A 20,920-nucleotide genomic window follows, 5' to 3' on the forward strand; every position below is an offset into this window, starting at 1 on the left:
CGAGCTGCGCTGGAGCAGGTGTTATGAGCCGTCGGGCGGCCGAGGCGCCGGGCTGTGATACCCACGACATGGTGCTCGTGCACCGCGTCTTCGGTCGCGAATTTCGTTTGCTGGCAGACATTGTCGAGGCCACCTCGCCCTTGGATGCCGAACAGGTGACACGAGTGAGTGCGCATGCGCGCGAGATGCTCGCCGCGCTGCATCACCATCACTGCGATGAGGACGAGCTGGTATGGCCGAAACTGCGTTCGGCGGAACTGGATTCGACACTGATCGATCTCATGCGGACCCAGCACGAAGAAATCGATGCCCGCATGCGGCGTGCCGATTCCGAACTCTCCGAATGGGAACATCAGGGTGATGTGGAAACGGCGGATCTGCTCGTCGAGGGCCTACGCCGACTACATGGGTTGCTCACCGAACATCTTCGTCTGGAAGAAGATTCGGTACTGCCGGTCGTGGCCGAAACCTTGACCCGATCGGAGTGGGCCGCGCTCGGCAAGCGGGGTATGGCTGCTCTGCCGAGGGCGCGAGCGCTGGTTTTCCTCGGTCATATCGCCGAGGAGGCCGATGAGCGTGAGTGGTCGGAATTCGCGAGACAGCTTCCGGTGCACGTGCGGCTGCTGTATCGAGTGTTCGGCCGCCGTAGCCACGCCAGGGAGACCGCACTGCTGCGCCGCGATCTGCGCCCGGTCGGCAAGGTTGCCAAGTAGTCGAATTCAGCGCGCCGGGAAGCGGATGATCCGATCATCACCGGCACGGACGTCACCGCGGCCGTCCGTATTGGAGGTGGTCAGCCACAGTGCGCCGTCCGAGGATACCGCCACCGTGCGCAGGCGGCCCAGGTCGGGCAGCCGGGACTGTGGTGTGCCCAGTGTGCCGTTCTGCAGCGGAACCGTCCACAATCGTTCCCCGCGCAGCGCCGCCACATAGAGGGTGTCGCCGGAGATGGCGATGCCGGACGGCGATGCCTCCGCGGGTTTCCACATGACTTGGGGGTCAGTGAATCCGCGGTCCGTGCCGCCCTTACCTTCCACGATCGGCCAGCCATAGTTGCGGCCCGGCTCGATCAGATTGATCTCGTCGAAGTTGTCCTGCCCGAACTCCGCCGCGAAGAGTCTGCCAGAACGATCCCAGGCCAGACCTTGCACATTGCGATGTCCCAGACTGTAGACCGGCGAACCATGCGTCGGATTGCCCGGTGCCGCGGCACCATCGGGTGTCAGTCGAAGGATTTTGCCATTAGGGTTCGCCGGATCCTGAGATCTAGTGCCCTGCCCCGCATCTCCGGTTCCGACATACAACATCCCATCGGGTCCGAATGCGATCCGTCCGCCATTGTGGACCCCGGCCTTGGCGATACCGTCGAAGACGACTTCCGGTTGTCCGTCGAGCCGGAACCGCACGATCCGATTGTCATCGGAAGCGGTGAAATACGCGTAGATGTATCCTGTTTCGGCATAATCCGCCGCCACGGCAAGGCCGAGCAGACCACCCTCGCCGCGGGCCACAACTCCCGGCACCTCGTACACCTGCTCGGGCGCACGTCCAGGTACCACCCGGAGAATCCGGCTGGTATCCCGTTCCGCGACCAGCACACCACCATCGGGCAGGAAGGCCAGTCCCCACGGCACATCGATATCGCGCGCGATATCCTGCCCCGCAGCCAGATCCGGCACCCCTGACGGTGTGCTGGGCGCGGCGCTCATGACGACGCGCGCTTCCGAGTCGGAATCGCCGCCGCATCCGCTAACCGTGCCGACCATCAGCACGGCGACCACGATCCCGATGAATCTCCGCATGCCTATCCTCCGATTGAGCATTCGGCGGTGTCGACGGTTCGGCAAGCGTTAGTCGCTGCCCGCCACCAGTACGGCGACAAGGACGATCGCACCGGGCAGCGCTTGGACGAACAGGATCCGACGGTTCGCTGTCGCCGCACCGTAGATGCCGGCGACGACAACGCATGCGGTGAAGAAGATCATCGCGGCGAATCCGACCGGGTCCGAGGCGATAATGCCCCAGATCAGACCGGCCGCCAGGAAGCCGTTGTAGAGGCCCTGGTTGGCGGCCAAGACCTTGGTCTGCTCGGCGAATTCGGCGGTGCTGCCGAAGGACGCGCGTACCCGCGGCGTGGTCCAGAGGAACATCTCCATGACCAGGATGTAGATGTGCAGCAGGGCCACCAGGCCGACCAGCACTTCGGCTACTACGCGCATTCGAGTGTTCCTTTCACGCGGATACGGCTCGTTGTCGGTCCACAGGATGGACGATCGGCGTCGAGTGGGTCGGAAGGCGCGCCCGGTGAATCTCGCACATCAGTTCTTGCGCAGCGTGCCGGTGACATCGCCGAGCACACCGCTGAAGCCGCCGCTGAAGCTGTAGGTGAGCGAACCGTCCTGCTGCAGTATCACCTTCGATGTCGACCCTTCGTCCATGCACCCGCTCGCACCGCCGCTGAGCCGGGCAACGAAGGCGAGCTGGGTATCGGTCGCATTCGTCAGCCGTTCGGCGCGTTCACAACGGCTGTGCGATGCCTGGCCGGTATTGGCCGAGGCGGCGACTTCCTCGCCGATTTTCCCGTCCTGAATGGTCAACTCGATATCGAAGACAGCGAGGGCATCCCTTGCGGTGCCGGTCCACTTGCCGACGAACGCTTCGGGTATCACGGAGTCCGTTGCCGCCGCCGAGGTGCTCGTCGCGGAGGTCTGCGTCGTCGAGGTGGTCGTGCGAGCGACGGAGGTAGCCACCGCTGAAGTGCTCACCGTCGCGGCGGAATCGGAGGATTTGTCGGTCAGCTGCGTCCCGATCAGAAACGCGCCGCCCGCGACGATGAGACAGACCACCACGGCCGCGACGATCAATGCGGTCCGGCGCGACCGAGTCTTCGGCGCAGGCTGCGCGTGGTAGTAGGCAGGTTGTGGCCCCGACCGATCCTGCGCAGGCGGCGCATACATATGAGTCGAATTAGCTTGCGGCCGGGGTGGTCTGGATTGCCATGCCGTATTTCCGGACTGCCAAGCCACCGTATCGGCCGCGGTCCGCGACAGCGTATGGGGCGCTGCGTGCGGTCCCGAAGTCGATGGCGAAATCGTCGGCGCCGACCGCGACGGATCCGGGCCGACCGCTTCGACAGGGCCGGATTCCAGATCGAGCAGCGCCACCGCGCGCCGACTCACCTCTTCGAGCACCGGCGCGGGCAGCCAGCCGCCACGCTCCGGAACCCCGAGTTCGGTCAGCTGATCGAGTAGCTGCTGCGGTGTCGGTCGCGCCGCCACATCCTTGTTCAGACAGGAAGCGATGAGCGGCCGCAGCCGGTCCGGCACCGCCGCCAGCCGCGGCTCCTCGTACACCACCCGATACAGCATCTGCACCGTCTCACCGGAGCCGAACGGCCCCTGACCGGTCGCCGCGTAGACGAGCACGCCACCGAGTGCGAAAACATCACCCTCGGGTCCCATGGTCGGTCCGAGCACCTGCTCGGGACACATGAATCCCGGTGAGCCGATAACATTTCCGGTGGTCGTCAGCGCACTGTCCTCCGCGGCGCGTGCGATGCCGAAGTCGATCACCTTCGGGCCGTCCACTGCCAGCAGCACATTGGACGGTTTCAGATCGCGATGCACGATCCCCGCGCCGTGCACGGCGATCAATGCCTCGGCCAGACCGTGCGCGAGCACCAGCAGCGTGTTCTCGTCGAAGGTGCCGAACTGCTCGACCGCATCGGTCAACGAGAATCCGGCCACATAGCCGGTCGCCAGCCACGGCGGCGTGGAATCCACATCCGCATCGAGCACCGGTGCGGTGAACTTCCCGCCGACTCGCCGCGCCGCGGTGACCTCGCGGCGGAACCGCTCCCGGAACTCGTTGCCGATCAGATCCGGCCGGATCACCTTCACCGCGACGGTGCGCCCACCCGCGCTGCGCCCGAGGTACACCCGGCCCATACCGCCCGCACCGAGCAGGCCGAGTAGTCGGTAGTCCCCGATCCGCGTGGGATCGTCTGTGCCGAGCGGTCGCATCGCGAACTGGGGTCCTCTCACCTGACGTCGAACACGCAAAGGCTACCTATCGACGCACTCGGTTGCCCTAGCCGGTGGCGGCCGGAACCGGCGTGGGATCCGCAAGGCGCAGCTGCCGCGCCAACAAGTACGCGGCGATGGCGGCCGGAACATTCATCAGCACCCCGTAGACCGCGGGCGGCACCGCCATCTGCGAATTGTGCAGCACGCTGGAGGCAACCGCGATGGCCAATGCGCCATTGTGGATGCCGATCTCCATCGCTGAGGCGATCGCCTGATCGGTCTGCACCCGGAACAAGCGCGGCACGGTGTACCCGATGACGAAGCTCAGCGTCGAGAGCAGCAGACTGAGCGTGGCGAGTTTGCCGATGTTCTCGGTCAGCGTGTCGAACTCGCGCCCCACCGCCGCCACCACGACAAGCAGCAGCACCACCGCCGAGACGATCTTGACGTTCTTGCGCATCCGATCCGCCCAGTCGGTGAACCGGCGATGCACCCACATCCCCACCGCGACCGGCACCAGCACGATCGCGAACACCTGGGCGAACTTATCCGGCCGCAGCCCGATCGCCGCGTCGTCGTCCATGAACAGTGTGAACGACAGCGTGACCACCAGCGGCAGGGTGAAGACGGCGAGAATCGAATTGATGGCGGTCAGCGTGATATTCAGCGCCACATTGCCACCGGCGATATGGCTGAACAGATTCGCCGACGGCCCGCCCGGCGAGGCGACGAGCAACATCACCCCGACGGCCAGCGCACCCTCGAGCCGGAACAGATAGACCAGACCCAGGCAGATCGCGGGCAGCACGATCATCTGGCACACCAGCGCGACCACCGCCGCCTTGGGATACCGCAGCACCCTGGCGAAATCGTCGACGGTCAAGGTCAACCCGAGTCCGAACATCACCAGCGCCAGGGCCAGCGGTAGGAACACGGCGAAAATCGTTGAACCCATTCAGATCTCCTCATCAGGACTCGGACGGATATCGACGTTATCGACTCACCGTCCGAGCGGCGACCCCACCCGTGGGAGCCCGGCCGCGGCGATCGCCGGATTCGACGATGCGATGATGGTGTGCGGAGCGCGATCGAGACACCCGTCCGACCTGAAGGGGCATTCCCTCGATGCAGACCCATCGGCTAGTACGGCTCACCCTCGGTGTCGGACTCGTTGGTCTGAGCGCGTGCAGCTCAGGCGACAACGGCAGCCGGATAACCGATGGCGGACCGACCACTACGGTGGCGACCACGTCGCCTGCGGCGAAATGCGGCATCGATCTGACCGCGCCGGTGATTGGTGCAGCGATCGCGACGCTGCCGGTAGATCCGATCACCAAGGTGCCGTGGTCCACCGATCCGGCCGGATTCGAGGGCACCTTCGATCCGTGCGTCACACTATCGGCCGTGATCATTACGGTGGAGGGCGCGACCGGCAGTTCACCGAATCAAGTGCTGCTGTTCCACAAGGGCGAATTCGTCGGCACCGGCACGCGGGAAAGTCTCGGGTTCACCTCGCTGGATCCGGTACACACGGCCGATGACACCGTCGGTGTGATCTACAAGACGCCCGGCAGGTGCAATGCCTGCCCCGACGGCACGGTGACATCGGTCCAATTCCATTGGGATGGAAAACAAGTCCAGACGATCGGGACGCCACCGAAATAACGTCATCGCATTATGCGATCCAGGACGGCGTGCAGCGCGGCGGGCGGATCACTCGGCAGTCTCGGCATGCGCCAGGCAATGATCTGATCGGGGCGCACGAGCAGCGCGCCGGTAGGGGAGAGACCGACGGTCTCGGGCCAATCCTGGTCGAGCTCATGGATTTCCAGCGGTAGATCGGCTTGCCATGCGGTGCCTGCTGGGCCGACCAGCAGGGCCCAGGACGTGTCGATGAGGTCGAGTGTGGAGCGACCGTCGGGAAGCCGGCGATGCGGCAGCCGAGTGCCGGGTTGGCCGGTGAGATCGAGCCGCGCCATGGTGTGCGTGCTGCCGTCGTCGATGAGCGCGCCCGCATGGTAGCGATGGCCGAGGATCAGGGCGATTGGGTCGGCGAGTGGTGTGGCGTCGGTGGATTCGCGATTCATGGTGCGCAGGTCGGCGGTTCGGATGCTCGACTGGTCGGCGATGTACCAGCCGACCGGATGGCGTTCGGTGTGGTAGGTGTCCAGCAATGCCGGATCGGCCTCGTCGCGGAGTACGGCCGCCAACTTCCAGGCCAGATTGTGCACGTCCTCGATGCCGGTATTCGCGCCAGCGGCGGCGAAGGGCGGCATGACGTGTGCGGCGTCACCGGCCAGCAAGACGCGGCCCGCACGATATCGCTCGGCCACGAACATCCCTGGCTCCCAGGGCAGTACGCTGAGCAGCTCGATCGGAGTATCGGGTACGCCGATGGCCGTCCGCAATACGTTCGGCCATTCATCGATGGGACGGTCGACCCCAACGGTGGTGGTGAATATCCAGCGCCGTGACCCGTCGATCGAGGCGAAAGCTCCTGGCGCATCCGCATTCTCGATCTGGCAGAGGTTGAATTCGCGGCCGCGCACCAACTCGGCGAGATCGGCGCGGAAGTACACGTTGACGGCTCGGCCGAGCGTGCCACGTCCATCGCGCGCGATGCCGAGCCGCTCGCGGATCGGACTCGACGCACCGTCGGCGGCGATCAAGTAGTCCGCTCGCAATCGCTCGACCGTGCCGTCGGCGGCGCGGATTGTGGCGGTGATGCCATCGGTCGCGTCGACGAAGTCGGTGAGCTCGACGCCGAACCGTATATCGCAGCCGCGGGCCACGGCGATGCGCCGCAGCACCGGCTCCAGCAGATCCTGGGCACACAGGCAGGCGGTGGCTGGGGTGATGGTCGACCAGTCCGGCACCCCACCGGGCAGCGTGAAGGGAATTCGTTCGGCTTGCGCGAGCGTCGGACCGGCCGCGAAGTGCTGGTACCCGGCGAGGTCGCGGGCCGCCTCGAGGACCTGCTCGGCTATGCCGAGCTGGCCGAACAGTTCCATGGTTCGGATATTGATGCGCCTGGCCTTGGGTTGCGGGGAGGTGGTGGCCCGGCGTTCGACCAGCACGGTTGCCACGCCATGCCGACGCAGGAACAGCGCGGCCGACAGCCCGACCAATCCGCCACCGACGATCAGAACACAAGGTGCGTGTACTTTGTACATCATGTGTACGTTGTACACGAATGGTTGAATGCCCGGCAAGGAGGTGGCAATGAGTGCGGATTCGTCGCCGCCCGGACCGTTGATCTGGTCGCTGCCGGAACCACCCGGCCGACCGACCACGACGCTGAGCCGGGCGAGCATCCTGCGTGCGGCATTGACCGTGGCCGATGCCGAGGGTGCGCGGGCGCTGACCATGCGGCGGATCGCGACGGCGGTCGGGGCGTCCACGCCGATGTCGCTGTATCGCTATGTCGGCAGCAAGGACGGTCTGGTCGACCTGATGATCGATGCCGTATACGGCGAGATTCCGCTGCCCGCAGCGCCTTCGGGGCATTGGCGCACCGCACTCGAAGAGCTTTCGCTCGCCAGCTGGTCGGTAATCCAGCGCCACCTCTGGTTCGGTGAACTCGTGCATACCAGACCCCCGATCGGGCCGAATGCGCTGCGCTACTTCGACTTCCGCTTCGCCCTGTTGGAGCCCCTCGATATCGCCGCCGACGATATGACGCTGATCACCGCCGCCGTGGACGGCCATCTCATCGGCGCCGCACTGCAACTCGCCGAGGAGAACCGCATGCGGGCGCGCTCCGGACTGCACACCGACGACGAGTTGGCGGCCGCCGCGCGACCGATGCTGGCGCCGATCCTCGCCGACGGTCGCTATCCGGCCTTCGCACGCTGGATCGCCGCACGTACCACCACCGGTGCCGCAGACCCCGTCGAGTGGACGTTGACCAGCCTGCTCGACGGCATCACGGGCCGTCTCGGACTACCGAAATAACTCAATTCGAGCCATCGAGCGCGACGTAGCGCACGAAGATGTTGTCGGAGTCGTCGAAGGTTCGGGTTTCCACCCGCCGCAAGGGCGGGTGGTCGCCGGTGAAGATCGGGGTGCCCCCGCCGAGCGTGGCCGCGCCGATCACCACGTGCAATTCATCCACCAGGCCGTGGATCAGCAGGTCGTTCCACAGGATTCGGCTGGCGAAGACGACGATATCGCCACCCTGCTGTTGCTTCAGCTCGGCGATCGCCGCATAGGCATCGGACCGAGGGACTATGCGGGTGTTCCTCGCCCAGGCGTGGTCCGCGGGCGGAAGTTCCGCGTGGTCGGAGACGACGACCTTGTCGATGGCGTTGTAGCGCTTGGCGAATTCGCGATTGGTGGACGAGAACGTCGGATCGTGCTCGACATTCGGCCAGAAGCCGCTGAACATCCGGTAGGACGTGCCGCCGAGCAGGACGGTATCGGCATTGCGGATGTGCTCGAGGTTGGTGCGGTCGAACGATTGGTCCATCGGCAGGGCCATGACATTGCCGCCCTGGCCTTCGAAGTAGCCGTCCAGCGACATGATGTTGACGACGATGAGCTTGCGCATTTCGATCCTTTCGACCCAGCACGCCGCGGTGGCGTGTACCCAGGGGTCGGAGCGCAGGTCGGCGATTCGACCCGAACCGGTCACGGTTCGATAACGCCGCATGGTGGGCTCAGTGAGTCTGCGACCGAATCCGACGAACCGCACCGACCGTAGCTAGCGCGATATTCGCCAATGGGTTGCTATCGTCGTCGTCGCGCGTCGATCGGACGATCTTGTCCGCGTGCTGCCTACCAATCGAGAGGGGATCGCGAGTTGTCGGGGCATGGAGTGACACCTGCGCTTATGCGTTGGGTTCGACTGGCGACCGTTGTCGCCGCCGTGGTGGCACTTGCCTCGAGTAGCGGCGGCTCCGCGACCGCCGAGCAAAGCATCGACAGCGCCCTCAGTGAGCGGTGGACCGCTATGCACGACGGCCCACAGGAGTATCCGGATGTCCATATCGACTGGGATGTCCCGATTCGCATGAGCGACGGCGTCGTACTCAAGGCGAATGTGTATCGACCCGTCGATGCGGCGAACACGGTGGTCGACAAGCCGTTGCCGACGATCGTGAACCTCACGCCCTACACCAAACTCATGAGCAATCTGATCGATTCGGCCTTCGCCACGCCCGGACTGCGGCCGTTCACCATGGACATGGTCCGGCGTCTCAATCTGTCCGGCACGCCGATCAGCGGATTCGGTGAGCTGATGCACGCGCTCGACGGCGGCATGATCCAAACCGTGCTGGGCATCGACCGCAATCTCATCCGCAGCGGCTACACGTTGGTGGTCGCGGACGTCCGCGGTACCGGTTTCTCCCAGGGCACTTGGAACACCCTCGGCAAGCGTGAACAATTGGACACCCTCGAGGTGATCGATTGGGCGGCCGAGCAGCCGTGGTCCAACGGTACGGTCGGTATGAGCGGCGGCTCCTATGCGGGCATCAATCAACTGCGTGCGGCCGAAAACGCTCCTGCCGCATTGAAAGCCATCTTCCCGGTGGAGGCGGGCAGCGATCTGATGCGTGATGTCGTCGCACCGGGTGGCGGTATCGGCACCACCTTCTTGCCCCTGTGGTTGAGCAATGTGAACCAGTCGAAGCTGATTCCCGACGTGCCGTCGATGCTCAACGGCACCTTCGACTGGAAATGGCTCCAGTCCAGAGTGGCCGATCCGGCAACCAATTCCGATCTACTGGCGCAGGCGCTGCTCACCCCGTCGCTGGACCGGGTGCCGACCGCACTGGCCGCCGCACTCGACGACGACAGTGAGTTCCGGCAGGGGATTCTCGGGCATCCGGAGCGAATCACGGTGCCCACCTTCATGTATGGCGGCTGGCATGACATCTTCGCCAATAGCGCGTCCAAACTGTACAACGTCATCCCACTGCCACAGGCGAAGAAGCAGTTGCTGATCGGCGATACCTACCACGCGAATCCGGGTGCCGGTACCGGTGTGCCCGGCGCTCCGCCACGGTTGGATGTGCTGCAGCGGGTGTGGTTCGACAAGTGGCTCAAAGGCATCGACAACGGCATCGGCGACTTCGGGCCGATTACGCTGTGGGAGCAGGGTGCGGGCTGGAAGACCTTGGGACAGTTCCCGGAACCCAGTGTCACACATCGTCGCGTCTACCTGTCCTCGGCGTCGAGCGATACCGCCGAGCATGCGGTGCACGACGGGTCACTGTCCTCGACGAAGCCGAAGGACCGCACCGCCCTGCAAGTGGCGCCCGGGATGAGCATGGCATGCTCACGCGATACCGCGCAGGGCTCCGCCGGTTTAGCCGCGCCATTCGACATCTGCGCCAAGGATTCTCGCGTCGCCGAGGGCAATGGGCTGACCTTCACCAGTGCGCAGATGAGTGAGCCGACGGTGCTTTCCGGACCGATCAATGTGCACCTCAACGCGGTGCATGATGCGACGGACGGCTACTGGGACGTCACCGTCAACGATGTCTCGCCCGACGGTACGTCGACCGTATTGACCACCGGCCAGCTCACCGCGTCACTGCGTGCGGTGGACGAGGTGCGCAGCATGCGCTCGGCGAGTGGCGATTACACCGCGCCGTACAACCCGATCACCCTGGAGAGCATGCTGCCCGTCGTGCCGGGAGAACCCGTGACACTGGATATCGCGGTCATCCCGACCCAAGCACTCTTGCTGCCCGGCCACCGGCTGCGGGTGGATGTGTTCGCCGGAAACCTGCCGAAGGCTTTGGCTTTTCGGCCGATGCTCAACGCCACTGAACTCAAGCCGCAATACCTGCAGCTCGATCCGGATGCGCCGAGCTTCGTCAATCTGCCCACGAACCGGCCCATCGCCTGAAATGTGGCGAAAAGCTTGACGTAGGCGGGCAGCGCAAGTTATTCTATAAATGGGAAGCAATTCGGCGCGGTTCTGACGTGGCTCAAAAACGTTGATTCCTTTTCTGTTCCGCACTCGACATTCAGCGAGTGTGAGTGTAATTTTGGACGTTGCGCTGGTTGCCTCCTGTCCACCTCACGAACCAATTGTTGTAAACATCACTCGCTGTGGTGATGTTTCCTTTGTGGTGCGCGAGTTTCGTTCGGGTGCGCGGCCGGGGCGAAATTCATCAGTAGACAAGCGATGTTCGCGCATTGCGTGAGGGGAAGGACGCACCTTGTCAGAATCGAGCCGGACGGTTGGTGCACCGAAGCGGATTTCCTTCGCCAGGATCCGGGAGCCGCTGGAGGTTCCCGGCCTGGTCGACGTGCAGACCGATTCGTTTGCCTGGCTGATCGGCGGCCCGGAATGGGAGGCCCGCGCCGCCGAACTCGGCGTGGGCGATTCGACGGGCGGACTGCAGGAGGTCCTCGAGGAGCTCTCGCCGATCGAGGACTTCTCCGGGTCGATGTCGCTTTCTTTCTCCGATCCTCGTTTCGAGGAGGTCAAGGCCTCCATCGACGAGTGCAAAGACAAGGACATGACCTACGCGGCGCCGTTGTTCGTGACCGCTGAGTTCATCAACAACAACACCGGTGAGATCAAGAGCCAGACGGTCTTCATGGGTGATTTCCCGATGATGACCGATAAGGGCACGTTCATCATCAACGGCACCGAGCGCGTCGTCGTTTCGCAGCTGGTGCGTTCGCCGGGTGTGTACTTCGATCACTCGGTCGACAAGGGCACCGAGAAGGATCTGCACAGTGTGCGGGTCATTCCGTCGCGTGGCGCGTGGCTGGAGTTCGATGTCGACAAGCGCGACACCGTCGGTGTGCGCATCGACCGCAAGCGCCGCCAACCGGTGACGGTCTTCCTCAAGGCGCTCGGCTGGAGCTCCGAGCAGATCACGCAGCGCTTCGGTTTCTCCGAGGTCATGATGTCGAGCTTGGAGAAGGATCACACGGTCGGCACCGACGACGCACTGCTCGATATCTATCGCAAGCTGCGTCCAGGTGAGCCGCCGACCAAGGAGTCCGCGCAAGCGCTGCTGGAGAACCTGTTCTTCAAGGAGAAGCGCTACGACCTGGCGCGCGTGGGTCGCTACAAGATGAACAAGAAGCTCGGCATCAGTACCACCACCGACCAGGTGCTGACCGAGGAGGATCTCATCGCGATCATCGAGTACCTGGTCCGGCTGCACGCGGGCGAAAAGACCATGACAGTACCCGGCGGTGTCGAAGTTCCGGTCGACGTCGATGACATCGACCACTTCGGTAACCGTCGCGTGCGCCGCGTGGGCGAGCTGATCCAGAACCAGATCCGAGTCGGCATGTCGCGGATGGAGCGCGTCGTCCGCGAGCGCATGACCACCCAGGACGTGGAGGCCATCACCCCGCAGACACTGATCAATATCCGTCCGGTGACCGCGTCGATCAGGGAGTTCTTCGGAACTTCCCAGCTGTCGGTGTTCATGGACCAGAACAACCCGCTGTCGGGCTTGACCAATAAACGTCGGCTCTCGGCGCTGGGCCCTGGTGGTCTGTCGCGGGAACGCGCCAGCCTGGAACTGCGGGATGTGCACCATAGTCACTACGGCCGGATGTGTCCGATCGAGACCCCGGAGGGCCCGAATATCGGCCTGATCGGCTACCTGTCGGTGTACGCGCGGGTCAATCCGTTCGGCTTCATCGAGACGCCGTACCGCAAGGTGGTCGACGGCGTGGTCACCGATGAGGTCGTGTACCTCAGCGCGGACGAGGAAGAACGGTATGTGCGTGCGCAGGCCAATTCGCTGATCGACGCGGACGGGTATCTGGCGGAGGACAAGGTCTTGGCCCGCCGCTTCGGCGAGGAGGTCGAATCGGTTCCCCCCGACGAGGTCGACTACATGGATGTCTCACCGCGCCAGATGGTGTCGGTCGCGACCGCGATGATTCCGTTCCTCGAGCACGACGACGCCAACCGTGCCCTCATGGGCGCGAACATGCAGCGCCAGGCCGTGCCGCTGATCCGCTCCGAGGCGCCGATTGTCGGTACCGGTATGGAGTTTCGTGCCGCTCTCGATTCGGGCGATGTGGTGGTCAATGCGAAGGCCGGTGTGGTCGAGGAGGTTTCGGGCGACTTCATTACCGTCATGGCGGACGATGGCACCCGCAAGAGCTACCGGTTGCGCAAGTTCGCCCGCTCGAATCAAGGCAATTGCGTCAATCAACGCCCGATCGTGGACGAAGGGCAGCGGGTCGAGTCCGGCCAGGTACTCGCCGATGGTCCGTGCACCGAGAACGGTGAGATGGCGCTCGGCAAGAACCTGCTCGTGGCGATCATGCCGTGGGAGGGCCACAACTACGAGGACGCGATCATCCTGTCGCAGCGCATCGTCGAAGAGGATGTGCTCACTTCGATCCACATCGAGGAGCACGAAGTCGATGCCCGCGATACCAAACTCGGCGCCGAGGAGATCACCCGCGATATCCCGAACGTCTCCGACGAGGTCCTCGCCGATCTCGACGAGCGCGGCATCATTCGCGTCGGCGCGGAGGTGCGACATGGCGACATCCTGGTCGGCAAGGTCACTCCCAAGGGTGAGACCGAGCTGACCCCGGAGGAGCGGTTGCTGCGCGCGATCTTCGGTGAGAAGGCGCGTGAAGTGCGCGACACCTCGCTGAAGGTGCCGCACGGTCAATCGGGCAAAGTCATCGGTATTCGCGTGTTTTCGCGCGAGGACGACGATGATCTGCCGCCCGGGGTCAATGAACTCGTGCGCGTCTATGTGGCGCAGCAGCGCAAGATCCAGGACGGCGACAAGCTGGCCGGCCGTCACGGCAACAAGGGTGTCATCGGCAAGATCCTCCCGACCGAGGACATGCCGTTCATGCCCGACGGCACGCCGGTGGACATCATCCTGAACACCCACGGTGTGCCGCGTCGTATGAACATCGGCCAGATCTTGGAGACCCACCTCGGGTGGATCGGCAAGGCGGGCTGGAAGATCGAGGGCACACCCGGCTGGGCGAGCGCGCTGCCGGAGGATATGCGCGCCGTGCCCGCTGACAGCAATCTGGCCACCCCGGTGTTCGACGGTGCTCGTGAAGAGGAGCTGACCGGTCTGCTCGCCTCGACCCTGCCCAACCGCGACGGTGAGCGCATGGTCGACGACAACGGCAAGTCGACGCTGTTCGACGGACGTTCCGGTGAGCCCTTCCCGTACCCGGTGGCCGTCGGCTACATGTACATCCTGAAGCTGCACCACTTGGTCGACGACAAGATCCACGCCCGTTCGACCGGTCCGTACTCGATGATCACCCAGCAGCCGCTCGGTGGTAAGGCCCAGTTCGGTGGTCAGCGCTTCGGTGAGATGGAGTGCTGGGCCATGCAGGCCTACGGCGCCGCCTACACGCTGCAGGAACTGCTCACCATCAAATCCGACGATATCGCGGGCCGGGTCAAGGTGTACGAGGCGATCGTCAAGGGCGAGAACATTCCGGAGCCGGGCATTCCGGAGTCGTTCAAGGTGCTCCTCAAGGAGCTCCAGTCGCTGTGCCTCAACGTCGAGGTGCTGTCCTCCGACGGCGCCGCCATCGAAATGGGTGGCGTCGATGAGGACGATATCGATCGGACGGCGGCGAATCTGGGCATCAACCTGTCTCGCAACGAATCCGCCACCGTGGACGATCTACAGCTGTGACATCACCTGGGCCGCGATGAGTTCCAGGTGCGCCAGATCGTCGAGGTCGAGGATCTGGAGATAGAGACGGGTAGCGCCGATTTCGGCGTAGCGGGCGATCTTGTCGACGACCTCGGCAGGGGAGCCCGCGAGCCCGTTGGTCTTCAGTTCCTCGACCTCACGGCCGATGGCGGCGGCCCGGCGGGCCACCTCGGCATCGGAGGCGCCGACACAGGCCACCAGGGCATTGGAGTAGATCAGATCGTCGGGGCGGCGGCCGCGCGCCTGCGCGGCGGCGCGCACACGGTCGAATTGACGGGCGCTGTCCTCGAGCGAGCCGAAGGGCATATTGAATTCGGTCGCGTAGGTGGCGGCCAGGCGCGGGGTGCGCGTCGCACCGTGCCCGCCGATCATCAGCGGCACCGGGTCCTGCACCGGCTTCGGCAGTGCGGGGGAGTCCGTAATGGCGTAATGCGCGCCTTCGAAGTTGAACTTATCGCCGAGCTTGGTCGCCCACAGGCCGGTGATGATCGCCAGCTGCTCCTCGAATCTGGTGAACTTGTCCTGCGGGAACGGGATTCCATAGGCGGCATGTTCCTCGGCGAACCAGCCACTGCCCAGTCCGAACTCGACCCGGCCGCCGGACATCTGGTCCACCTGGGCGACCTGGATGGCCAGCGGTCCGGGCAGTCGGAAGGTGGCGGCTGTCACCAGGGTGCCGAGCCGGATGCGCTTGGTCTCCCTGGCCAGCCCGGCCAGGGTGATCCAGGCATCGGTCGGGCCGGGCAGGCCATCGCTGCCGCCCATGGCCAGATAGTGGTCGGAGCGGAAGAACGCGTCGAAACCCAGGTCCTCGGTGGCTTTGGCGACGGTGAGCAGGGTGTCATAACTCGCACCCTGCTGCGGTTCGGTGAAGATGCGTAGATCCATGCCGACCATGGTGCCCGAAAATGGTCTCGTGGGTCGGGTCTGATTCGCCGCCGCTTATCATTGGCCGGTGGTTGGCGCGGTCGAATCGGAATCCGATCTACGCAGGGGTGTTTCGCCGAGATCGGTATTCGCCCAACGTCTGATGAGTCTGTTCGAGGCCGCGGGCAATCCTAAATTGCGGCAGGTGGCCACCGCCGCCGAGGCGCGGATGAAGGCCACCCGCGGACCGGCCAAGGGCGGTACCGCATCGTTGCAGCGGATCAGCGACTGGCGCTCGGGCCGTAATGTCCCCGCGCAATTCGAGACGCTGTTGCCGATTCTGCTGACCTTGCTCGATCTGGCCAAGAAGTCGGCCGCGCCCGTGCAGCGCGAACTGGTGGATCTACCGGAGTGGCGGCGGCTGTGGCAGGCAGCCGTCACCTGGAAACCCGAAAACGATCCGGCCACCGGCGTATGCCCCTATCGGGGGCTGACGTCGTATCAATCCGACGACGTGGCATGGTTTTTCGGCCGCGGCCGCGCCACCACCGATTTCACCGAGCTGGTACTGAGCACGCTCGACGCGGCCGTGGGCGGCATGGTCGCCCTGGTAGGCGCGTCGGGTGCGGGTAAATCCTCGCTGCTGCACGCGGGTTTGGTCCCGGCGGTCCGGAAGATCGAAAAGGATTGGCAGATAACGACTGTCACTCCCGGCGCGCAACCGCGGACAGCGCTGGCCGAAGCCGTCGGCGAGGACTGGGCTATCGGCAAATACGGCTTGTTGATCGTCGACCAGTTCGAGGAATTGTTCACCGCCTGCCAAGACGAGCAGGAGCGCGAGGGTTTCCTCACCGCGCTTGCGGACCTCGCTGTGGCGCACGAAAATCGTTGGGCAACAGTAGTATTGGCCGTGCGTGCCGACTTCTACGCACCCTGCCTCGACTATCCGATCCTCGAAGACGTACTGAACAACCGAGGTTATGTACTCGGCCCGATGCGGCTGAGCGAACTGTCCGAGGCCATTACCGGACCGGCCTCGGCGGCGGGACTCGAACTAGAAGCAGGCTTGGTCGAACTGGTGGTCACCGAACTCTGTGGCCTCGGCGATCATCAGAACCGGCGCAGCTACGATCCCGGCGCACTGCCGCTGCTCTCCCACGTCATGGCTGCGACCTGGGAACATCGGGAACGACTACGCCTGACTGTTGCCGGTTATCGCAAGGCGGGCGGGGTCACGGGTTCGGTCGCGGCGACGGCCGAACAGGCCTGGGACGAACTCACCGTCACCCAGCGGATCGAGGCAGAACCGCTGTTGCTGAGCCTGGTCAGCGTCGGTCCGGACGGTCACGACACCAGGCGTCGTGCCGCCCGCGCCGAATTGATCAGCCGCGCAGTCGATTCCGAGGCCGCCGATGCGGTGCTGGAAACACTGGTTCGTGCCAGGCTGGTTACTTCCGATGCCGACAGCGCCTACTTCACCCACGAAATCGTGCTGCGCGCTTGGCCCCGACTGCGGGCCTGGATCGAGGAGGATCGCGTCGGATATCTGGTGCGCCAACGGCTGGAAGCCGATGCGGCGGACTGGTCCTCATCCGGCAATGATCCAGCCCTGCTCTACCGCGGCACCCGGTTGGCGAGCGCGAAAGAAGCCGCAGACCAGCATCCGGCCACCGACTCCGTGACCGAATTCCTCACCGCGGCACAGGCTTCCCGAACCAAGTCGCGACGCTGGGCCGCCGCGACCCGTGCGGTGCTCGCCCTGCTCGGCGTCGGTGTGCTCGTCCTCGGCATCGCCGCCTACGGCCAAGTCCGGTTGAAGGACGAACAGCGTGACAATGCCCTGCTCTCGGCGGTGCTCGCCGAATCCGAGAGTCTGCGCACCACCGACCCCACCCTGTCAGCCCAACTCGCCCTGGTCGCCCATCGCCTCGAACCCGATGACCCGGACGTGAATTCGCGACTGCTGAGCACCCAGAACCTGCCGCTGGCGACCCCGCTGTCCGGCCATATCGGCGCGGTCGACCAGGTCGCATACCAACCGGGCGGAGCGCTGCTCGCGTCGGCGGGCGAGGACCACACGGTCCGGCTGTGGGATCTCATCGATCGCGCGCGTCCACAGCCCATCGGCACGCCATTGACCTGTGACGCCCCGGCGACCTCGATTTCGTTCAGCCCCGATGGGAAGCTCCTTGCGGCGGCCTGCGGCAAGGCATTGCAGCTGTGGAATGTCGAAGATCCGCGACATCCGGCCCCGGCGGCGGTCCCGATCGCCGGTGAAGTGTTCCGGGTGGCCTTCAGCCCGAGCGGGCGGGTGCTCGCCGCTGCCGATAACAATCGCACCGTCACGCTGTGGAATCTGCAGAACCCCGCGTCACCGACGAAAATGGCTGCCCCGCTGCCGGTTCCACAGCAGACTCGATCGATGTCATTCCATCCCAAGGGATTCTGGCTCGCTGTCGCCTACGACGATGCGATCCAACTGTGGACCATCGGCGATACTCCGACACTGCTGGGCGCGCCGATCCCGATTCCAGCGCGGCCGGTGCGGGAGGTGGCGGTCGGCCCGGACGGTGTGACCCTCGCGGTCGGCAGCGGCGGCGATTCGCCGTGGGCGGAGAATACCGGCGATGCCACCGTCGGAGTATGGGATATCACCGATCCGGTCCGGCCGGTCCTCCGCGGTTCGATGCTCTCGGCCGCCAGCTCGGCGGTGCGCTCGCTCGCGTTCAGCCCGGACGGCGACGCCCTTGCCGCGGGCAACCGCAATGGCGTCACGGTGTGGAATATCGCCGACCGCGCCAATCCGCGGCCGCTCGGCGAACCGTTGCTGGCATCGTCGTCACCGTGTCCTGAGGTCAGCACCATGCTGGTCTGTCAGGACACGCAGAACTCGCTTGCCTTCGGTCCGGACGGCCATACCGTCGCGGCCGCGGGCGCGCTCGGCGTGATCCGGCTCTGGTCGCTGGCGCCCGCCGTGCTCCCCGGGCGGCTCGGGTGGTTACCTGTGCCGCCCGCGTTCAGCACCGAGGGCACGATGGTGACCGGCGCGATCAACGGCCGGGTCGCGCTCTGGGATGTACGTGATCGCGCCGACCTGCGCAAACTAGCCGACCTTGGACCCGGTCCCACCGAGCTGTACGCGGCGGGAGCCGCGCTGAGCCGAGACGGGCACTCGGCCGCCTCGACAGTCGGATCGCCGCCGCGTGTGCTCCTGCACGATGTCAGCGATCCCGCGCATGCGCGCACGATCGCGGAACTGCCCGGGATCTTCGCCGCCATGTTCAGTCCGGGCGGTCGATATTTGTGGACCATCGCCGACGATGCGGCCTGGTCGTTCCAGGTATGGGATCTGGTCGACCGGGCGCATCCGGTCCCGCTCGGTCGCCGGATGCCATTGGCCACCGGCAGCGGCGCATTCGCCATGTACAGCATCGGCGATGAGCTGATGGCGACCATGTCTTTGGATCGGACCGATACCGGCCAGGATAGATACGTCATCCGACTCTGGGATCTGTCGAATCCGGCCGCACCCCATGTGCTGAGCGAGATTCCGAGCGAGCCGACCAAACCGTTCGGCTGGATCGGTATCACGCCGGACAACAGGACGCTGGTCAGTCTCGCGGCCGACACCCTGCAAGCCTGGGACATCTCCGATCCCGCCGCGGTGCGCGAACTCGGCGAGCCGATCGCGACGCACGGTTTGAATATCTTGTCCGTCGACTTCAGTCCCGACAGCGCGACGATGGCGACCTCGAGCGCGGATTCGACCGTGCGGATCTGGGATTTCCGCGACCGCGCGCATCCGAAACCGCTCGGGCATTCGATCACCGTGCCGAGCACGACGAGCTGGCAGCTGGCCTTCGATCCGGCGGGGCGATATCTGGTCGGCACCGGCAACGGCGTGCTGAGCATGTGGGATCTGGACCCGCGGCACGCCATCGCGCGCATCTGCGATGTCGGTCGCGCGGTATTGACCCGCGAGGTGTGGCAGGCGCATCTGCCGCGGATGGCCTATCGTCCGCCCTGCTGATCAGAGGGGCTGGCAGCAGACGGAGCTTGCGGAGACGGCGCGGTGGGTGAAGACAGTGCGCAGAAGGCTCGTGTGGCGGCATCGTCGAGAAACCGTGCGGCAGCGGCGTTGTCGGCGAGGTAGTGGAATTCGTTGCCGGTGAGCAGCACGATGCGGCTGCCATCCGGGCTGGCGACGAGCCGATTGTCGTAGCCGAGCGTCCGGCCGAGGTAGGTCCAGACCGGACCGCATGGTGCCTGCGCATGAAGGACGCCGAGTCCGTAGCCGTTGCCATCGTCGGGTGTCGGCACCGTGGCGGTGAGCTGGGTCTGTTGCGCGGGTGGCAGCAGCTGCCCGGAGAACAGGGTGTGGGTGAAGGTGGCGAAGTCGTCCAGCGTGGAGATCATCGCGCCCGCTGCGCCGTAGATCTGCGGATCCGCGACCGAGATATCGCGTTGCCAGGTGTAGCCGTGCAGCCAGTTGCCGTGCGGATTCGGGTCCGTGACCGGATAGGTGGTATCGCGCAGCTGTAGTGGTTCGATGATGCGTTCGCGCACTTCGTCGGCCGTATGATGGCCGCTCACGGCGGTGATCACCATGCTCGCGAGGACATAGTTGGTATTGGCATAGGCGAACCCCACGCCGGGCGCTGCGATCCGACCTCGCTGCAGCGCGATATCGACCTCCGCCTGGGGGGACCACGCAGGCCATCTTTCGACCCCGGCGATATAGGGCAGCGAGATCCTCGGATCGTCGGTGTATTCCGGCAGGCCGGAGGTGTGGTTGAGCAACTGGCGGATCGTGATACCGGCACTGTCGGGCACGACGCCGGGAATCCAGCGGTCGATGGGGTCGTCGAGGGACAGCCGATGTTCGGCTTCCAATTGCAGCAGGACCACGGCGACGAACGCCTTCGTAAAGCTGCCGATGCGCAACCGTGCCTTCGGGTCGGCGGGAGTGCGGGTGGACAACTCGCCGTAGCCCGCGTGCACGTAGCGCGTGTCGGAGCCATTGCGGACCAATCCGATGACGCCCGGATAACCGCTCGCGACCCCGGCGTCGGCACCCGCCTGCAAGATATCGATCGGCTCTTCGGCCCGCGCGATGCCGGGCATTGCCAACACAACGAGCACAGCGGCGACCATCCCCCTGATGGCAGTCATTCCCCTCCTGCGGCATGCGCGGTGTTTCGAGGCATCAAATTACCGCAACCGCTGCGACATACCGGCATTCCGGTCCGGAATTCCGTTGCGTGACCGTGAACTGCACAGATGCGCCACTCGGCAAGCCGATCAGTGGCTGCGTGGTCGCGCCGCTGCGTAACGTCCGGTCGGCGAGCGGGAACAGGAATCAGGCCGGCCGGACCATGTGGAGGGGAG

The 20,920-nt window shown here is 65.0% G+C and carries 14 protein-coding genes; 6 read left to right on the top strand and 8 right to left on the bottom strand.

From position 1 onward, the window contains the following. Positions 1-23: 23 nt before the first annotated feature. Positions 24-713: a hemerythrin domain-containing protein gene (locus ACQP2U_RS15575; RefSeq protein ID WP_433715306.1), complete on the top strand. Its 690-nt coding sequence runs from the start codon at positions 24-26 to the stop codon at positions 711-713. Between the two features lie 6 nt (positions 714-719). On the opposite strand, the gene ACQP2U_RS15580 is transcribed toward ACQP2U_RS15575, so the two are convergent. The 4 genes from ACQP2U_RS15580 to ACQP2U_RS15595 form a co-directional block, all read right to left on the bottom strand. Then, the gene (locus ACQP2U_RS15580; protein ID WP_433715307.1) at positions 720-1,802 is read right to left on the bottom strand and encodes a PQQ-dependent sugar dehydrogenase; all 1,083 of its coding nucleotides are present in this window, start codon (positions 1,800-1,802) and stop codon (positions 720-722) included. A gap of 48 nt (positions 1,803-1,850) precedes the next feature. After that, entirely contained in the window at positions 1,851-2,219 is a 369-nt protein-coding gene (locus tag ACQP2U_RS15585; protein WP_433715308.1) for a DUF1304 domain-containing protein, read from the bottom strand. Positions 2,220-2,318: 99 nt separating this feature from the next. Further along, the gene (locus ACQP2U_RS15590; protein ID WP_433715309.1) at positions 2,319-4,022 is read right to left on the bottom strand and encodes a protein kinase domain-containing protein; all 1,704 of its coding nucleotides are present in this window, start codon (positions 4,020-4,022) and stop codon (positions 2,319-2,321) included. Positions 4,023-4,089: 67 nt separating this feature from the next. Beyond that, positions 4,090-4,980, bottom strand: coding sequence for a bile acid:sodium symporter family protein (locus ACQP2U_RS15595; RefSeq protein WP_433715310.1), 891 nt, complete (start codon positions 4,978-4,980; stop codon positions 4,090-4,092). 170 nt (positions 4,981-5,150) lie between these two features. On the opposite strand from ACQP2U_RS15595, the gene ACQP2U_RS15600 reads away from it, so the two are divergent. Beyond that, positions 5,151-5,690, top strand: a complete 540-nt coding sequence (locus tag ACQP2U_RS15600) for an LppP/LprE family lipoprotein (RefSeq protein WP_433715311.1) — start codon at positions 5,151-5,153, stop codon at positions 5,688-5,690. A gap of 2 nt (positions 5,691-5,692) precedes the next feature. Here ACQP2U_RS15600 and ACQP2U_RS15605 read toward each other — a convergent pair whose 3' ends face one another. Continuing rightward, positions 5,693-7,201: an FAD-dependent monooxygenase gene (locus ACQP2U_RS15605; protein WP_433715312.1), complete on the bottom strand. Its 1,509-nt coding sequence runs from the start codon at positions 7,199-7,201 to the stop codon at positions 5,693-5,695. Positions 7,202-7,247: 46 nt separating this feature from the next. Here ACQP2U_RS15605 and ACQP2U_RS15610 point away from each other — a divergent pair, with 46 nt between their 5' ends. Next, entirely contained in the window at positions 7,248-7,979 is a 732-nt protein-coding gene (locus tag ACQP2U_RS15610; RefSeq protein ID WP_397040833.1) for a TetR/AcrR family transcriptional regulator, read from the top strand. Position 7,980: 1 nt separating this feature from the next. Here ACQP2U_RS15610 and ACQP2U_RS15615 read toward each other — a convergent pair whose 3' ends face one another. Continuing rightward, positions 7,981-8,658 carry a dihydrofolate reductase family protein gene (locus ACQP2U_RS15615; protein WP_433715313.1) on the bottom strand — a complete coding sequence of 226 codons (678 nt, stop codon included), beginning with the start codon at positions 8,656-8,658 and terminating at the stop codon, positions 7,981-7,983. A 198-nt stretch (positions 8,659-8,856) separates the two neighbouring features. On the opposite strand from ACQP2U_RS15615, the gene ACQP2U_RS15620 reads away from it, so the two are divergent. Further along, positions 8,857-10,881, top strand: coding sequence for a CocE/NonD family hydrolase (locus ACQP2U_RS15620; protein ID WP_433715314.1), 2,025 nt, complete (start codon positions 8,857-8,859; stop codon positions 10,879-10,881). Between the two features lie 316 nt (positions 10,882-11,197). Beyond that, complete coding sequence (locus ACQP2U_RS15625; RefSeq protein ID WP_433715315.1) at positions 11,198-14,644, top strand: DNA-directed RNA polymerase subunit beta; 3,447 nt, start codon at positions 11,198-11,200, stop codon at positions 14,642-14,644. Here the strand turns inward: ACQP2U_RS15625 and ACQP2U_RS15630 are convergent. Next, positions 14,633-15,553, bottom strand: a complete 921-nt coding sequence (locus ACQP2U_RS15630) for an LLM class F420-dependent oxidoreductase (RefSeq protein WP_433715316.1) — start codon at positions 15,551-15,553, stop codon at positions 14,633-14,635. The genes ACQP2U_RS15625 and ACQP2U_RS15630 overlap by 12 nt on opposite strands. A gap of 67 nt (positions 15,554-15,620) precedes the next feature. Here ACQP2U_RS15630 and ACQP2U_RS15635 point away from each other — a divergent pair, with 67 nt between their 5' ends. Then, positions 15,621-19,562, top strand: a complete 3,942-nt coding sequence (locus ACQP2U_RS15635; protein WP_433715317.1) for a hypothetical protein — start codon at positions 15,621-15,623, stop codon at positions 19,560-19,562. Here the strand turns inward: ACQP2U_RS15635 and ACQP2U_RS15640 are convergent. Further along, on the bottom strand, positions 19,544-20,704 hold the full coding sequence (locus ACQP2U_RS15640; protein WP_433715318.1) for a serine hydrolase domain-containing protein: 1,161 nt from the start codon (positions 20,702-20,704) through the stop codon (positions 19,544-19,546). The two genes, ACQP2U_RS15635 and ACQP2U_RS15640, sit on opposite strands and share 19 nt — an antisense overlap. Between the last annotated feature and the right edge of the window lie 216 nt (positions 20,705-20,920).

Source organism: Nocardia sp. CA-084685, from assembly GCF_050955785.1.
In the GTDB taxonomy this organism is placed as follows: domain Bacteria; phylum Actinomycetota; class Actinomycetes; order Mycobacteriales; family Mycobacteriaceae; genus Nocardia.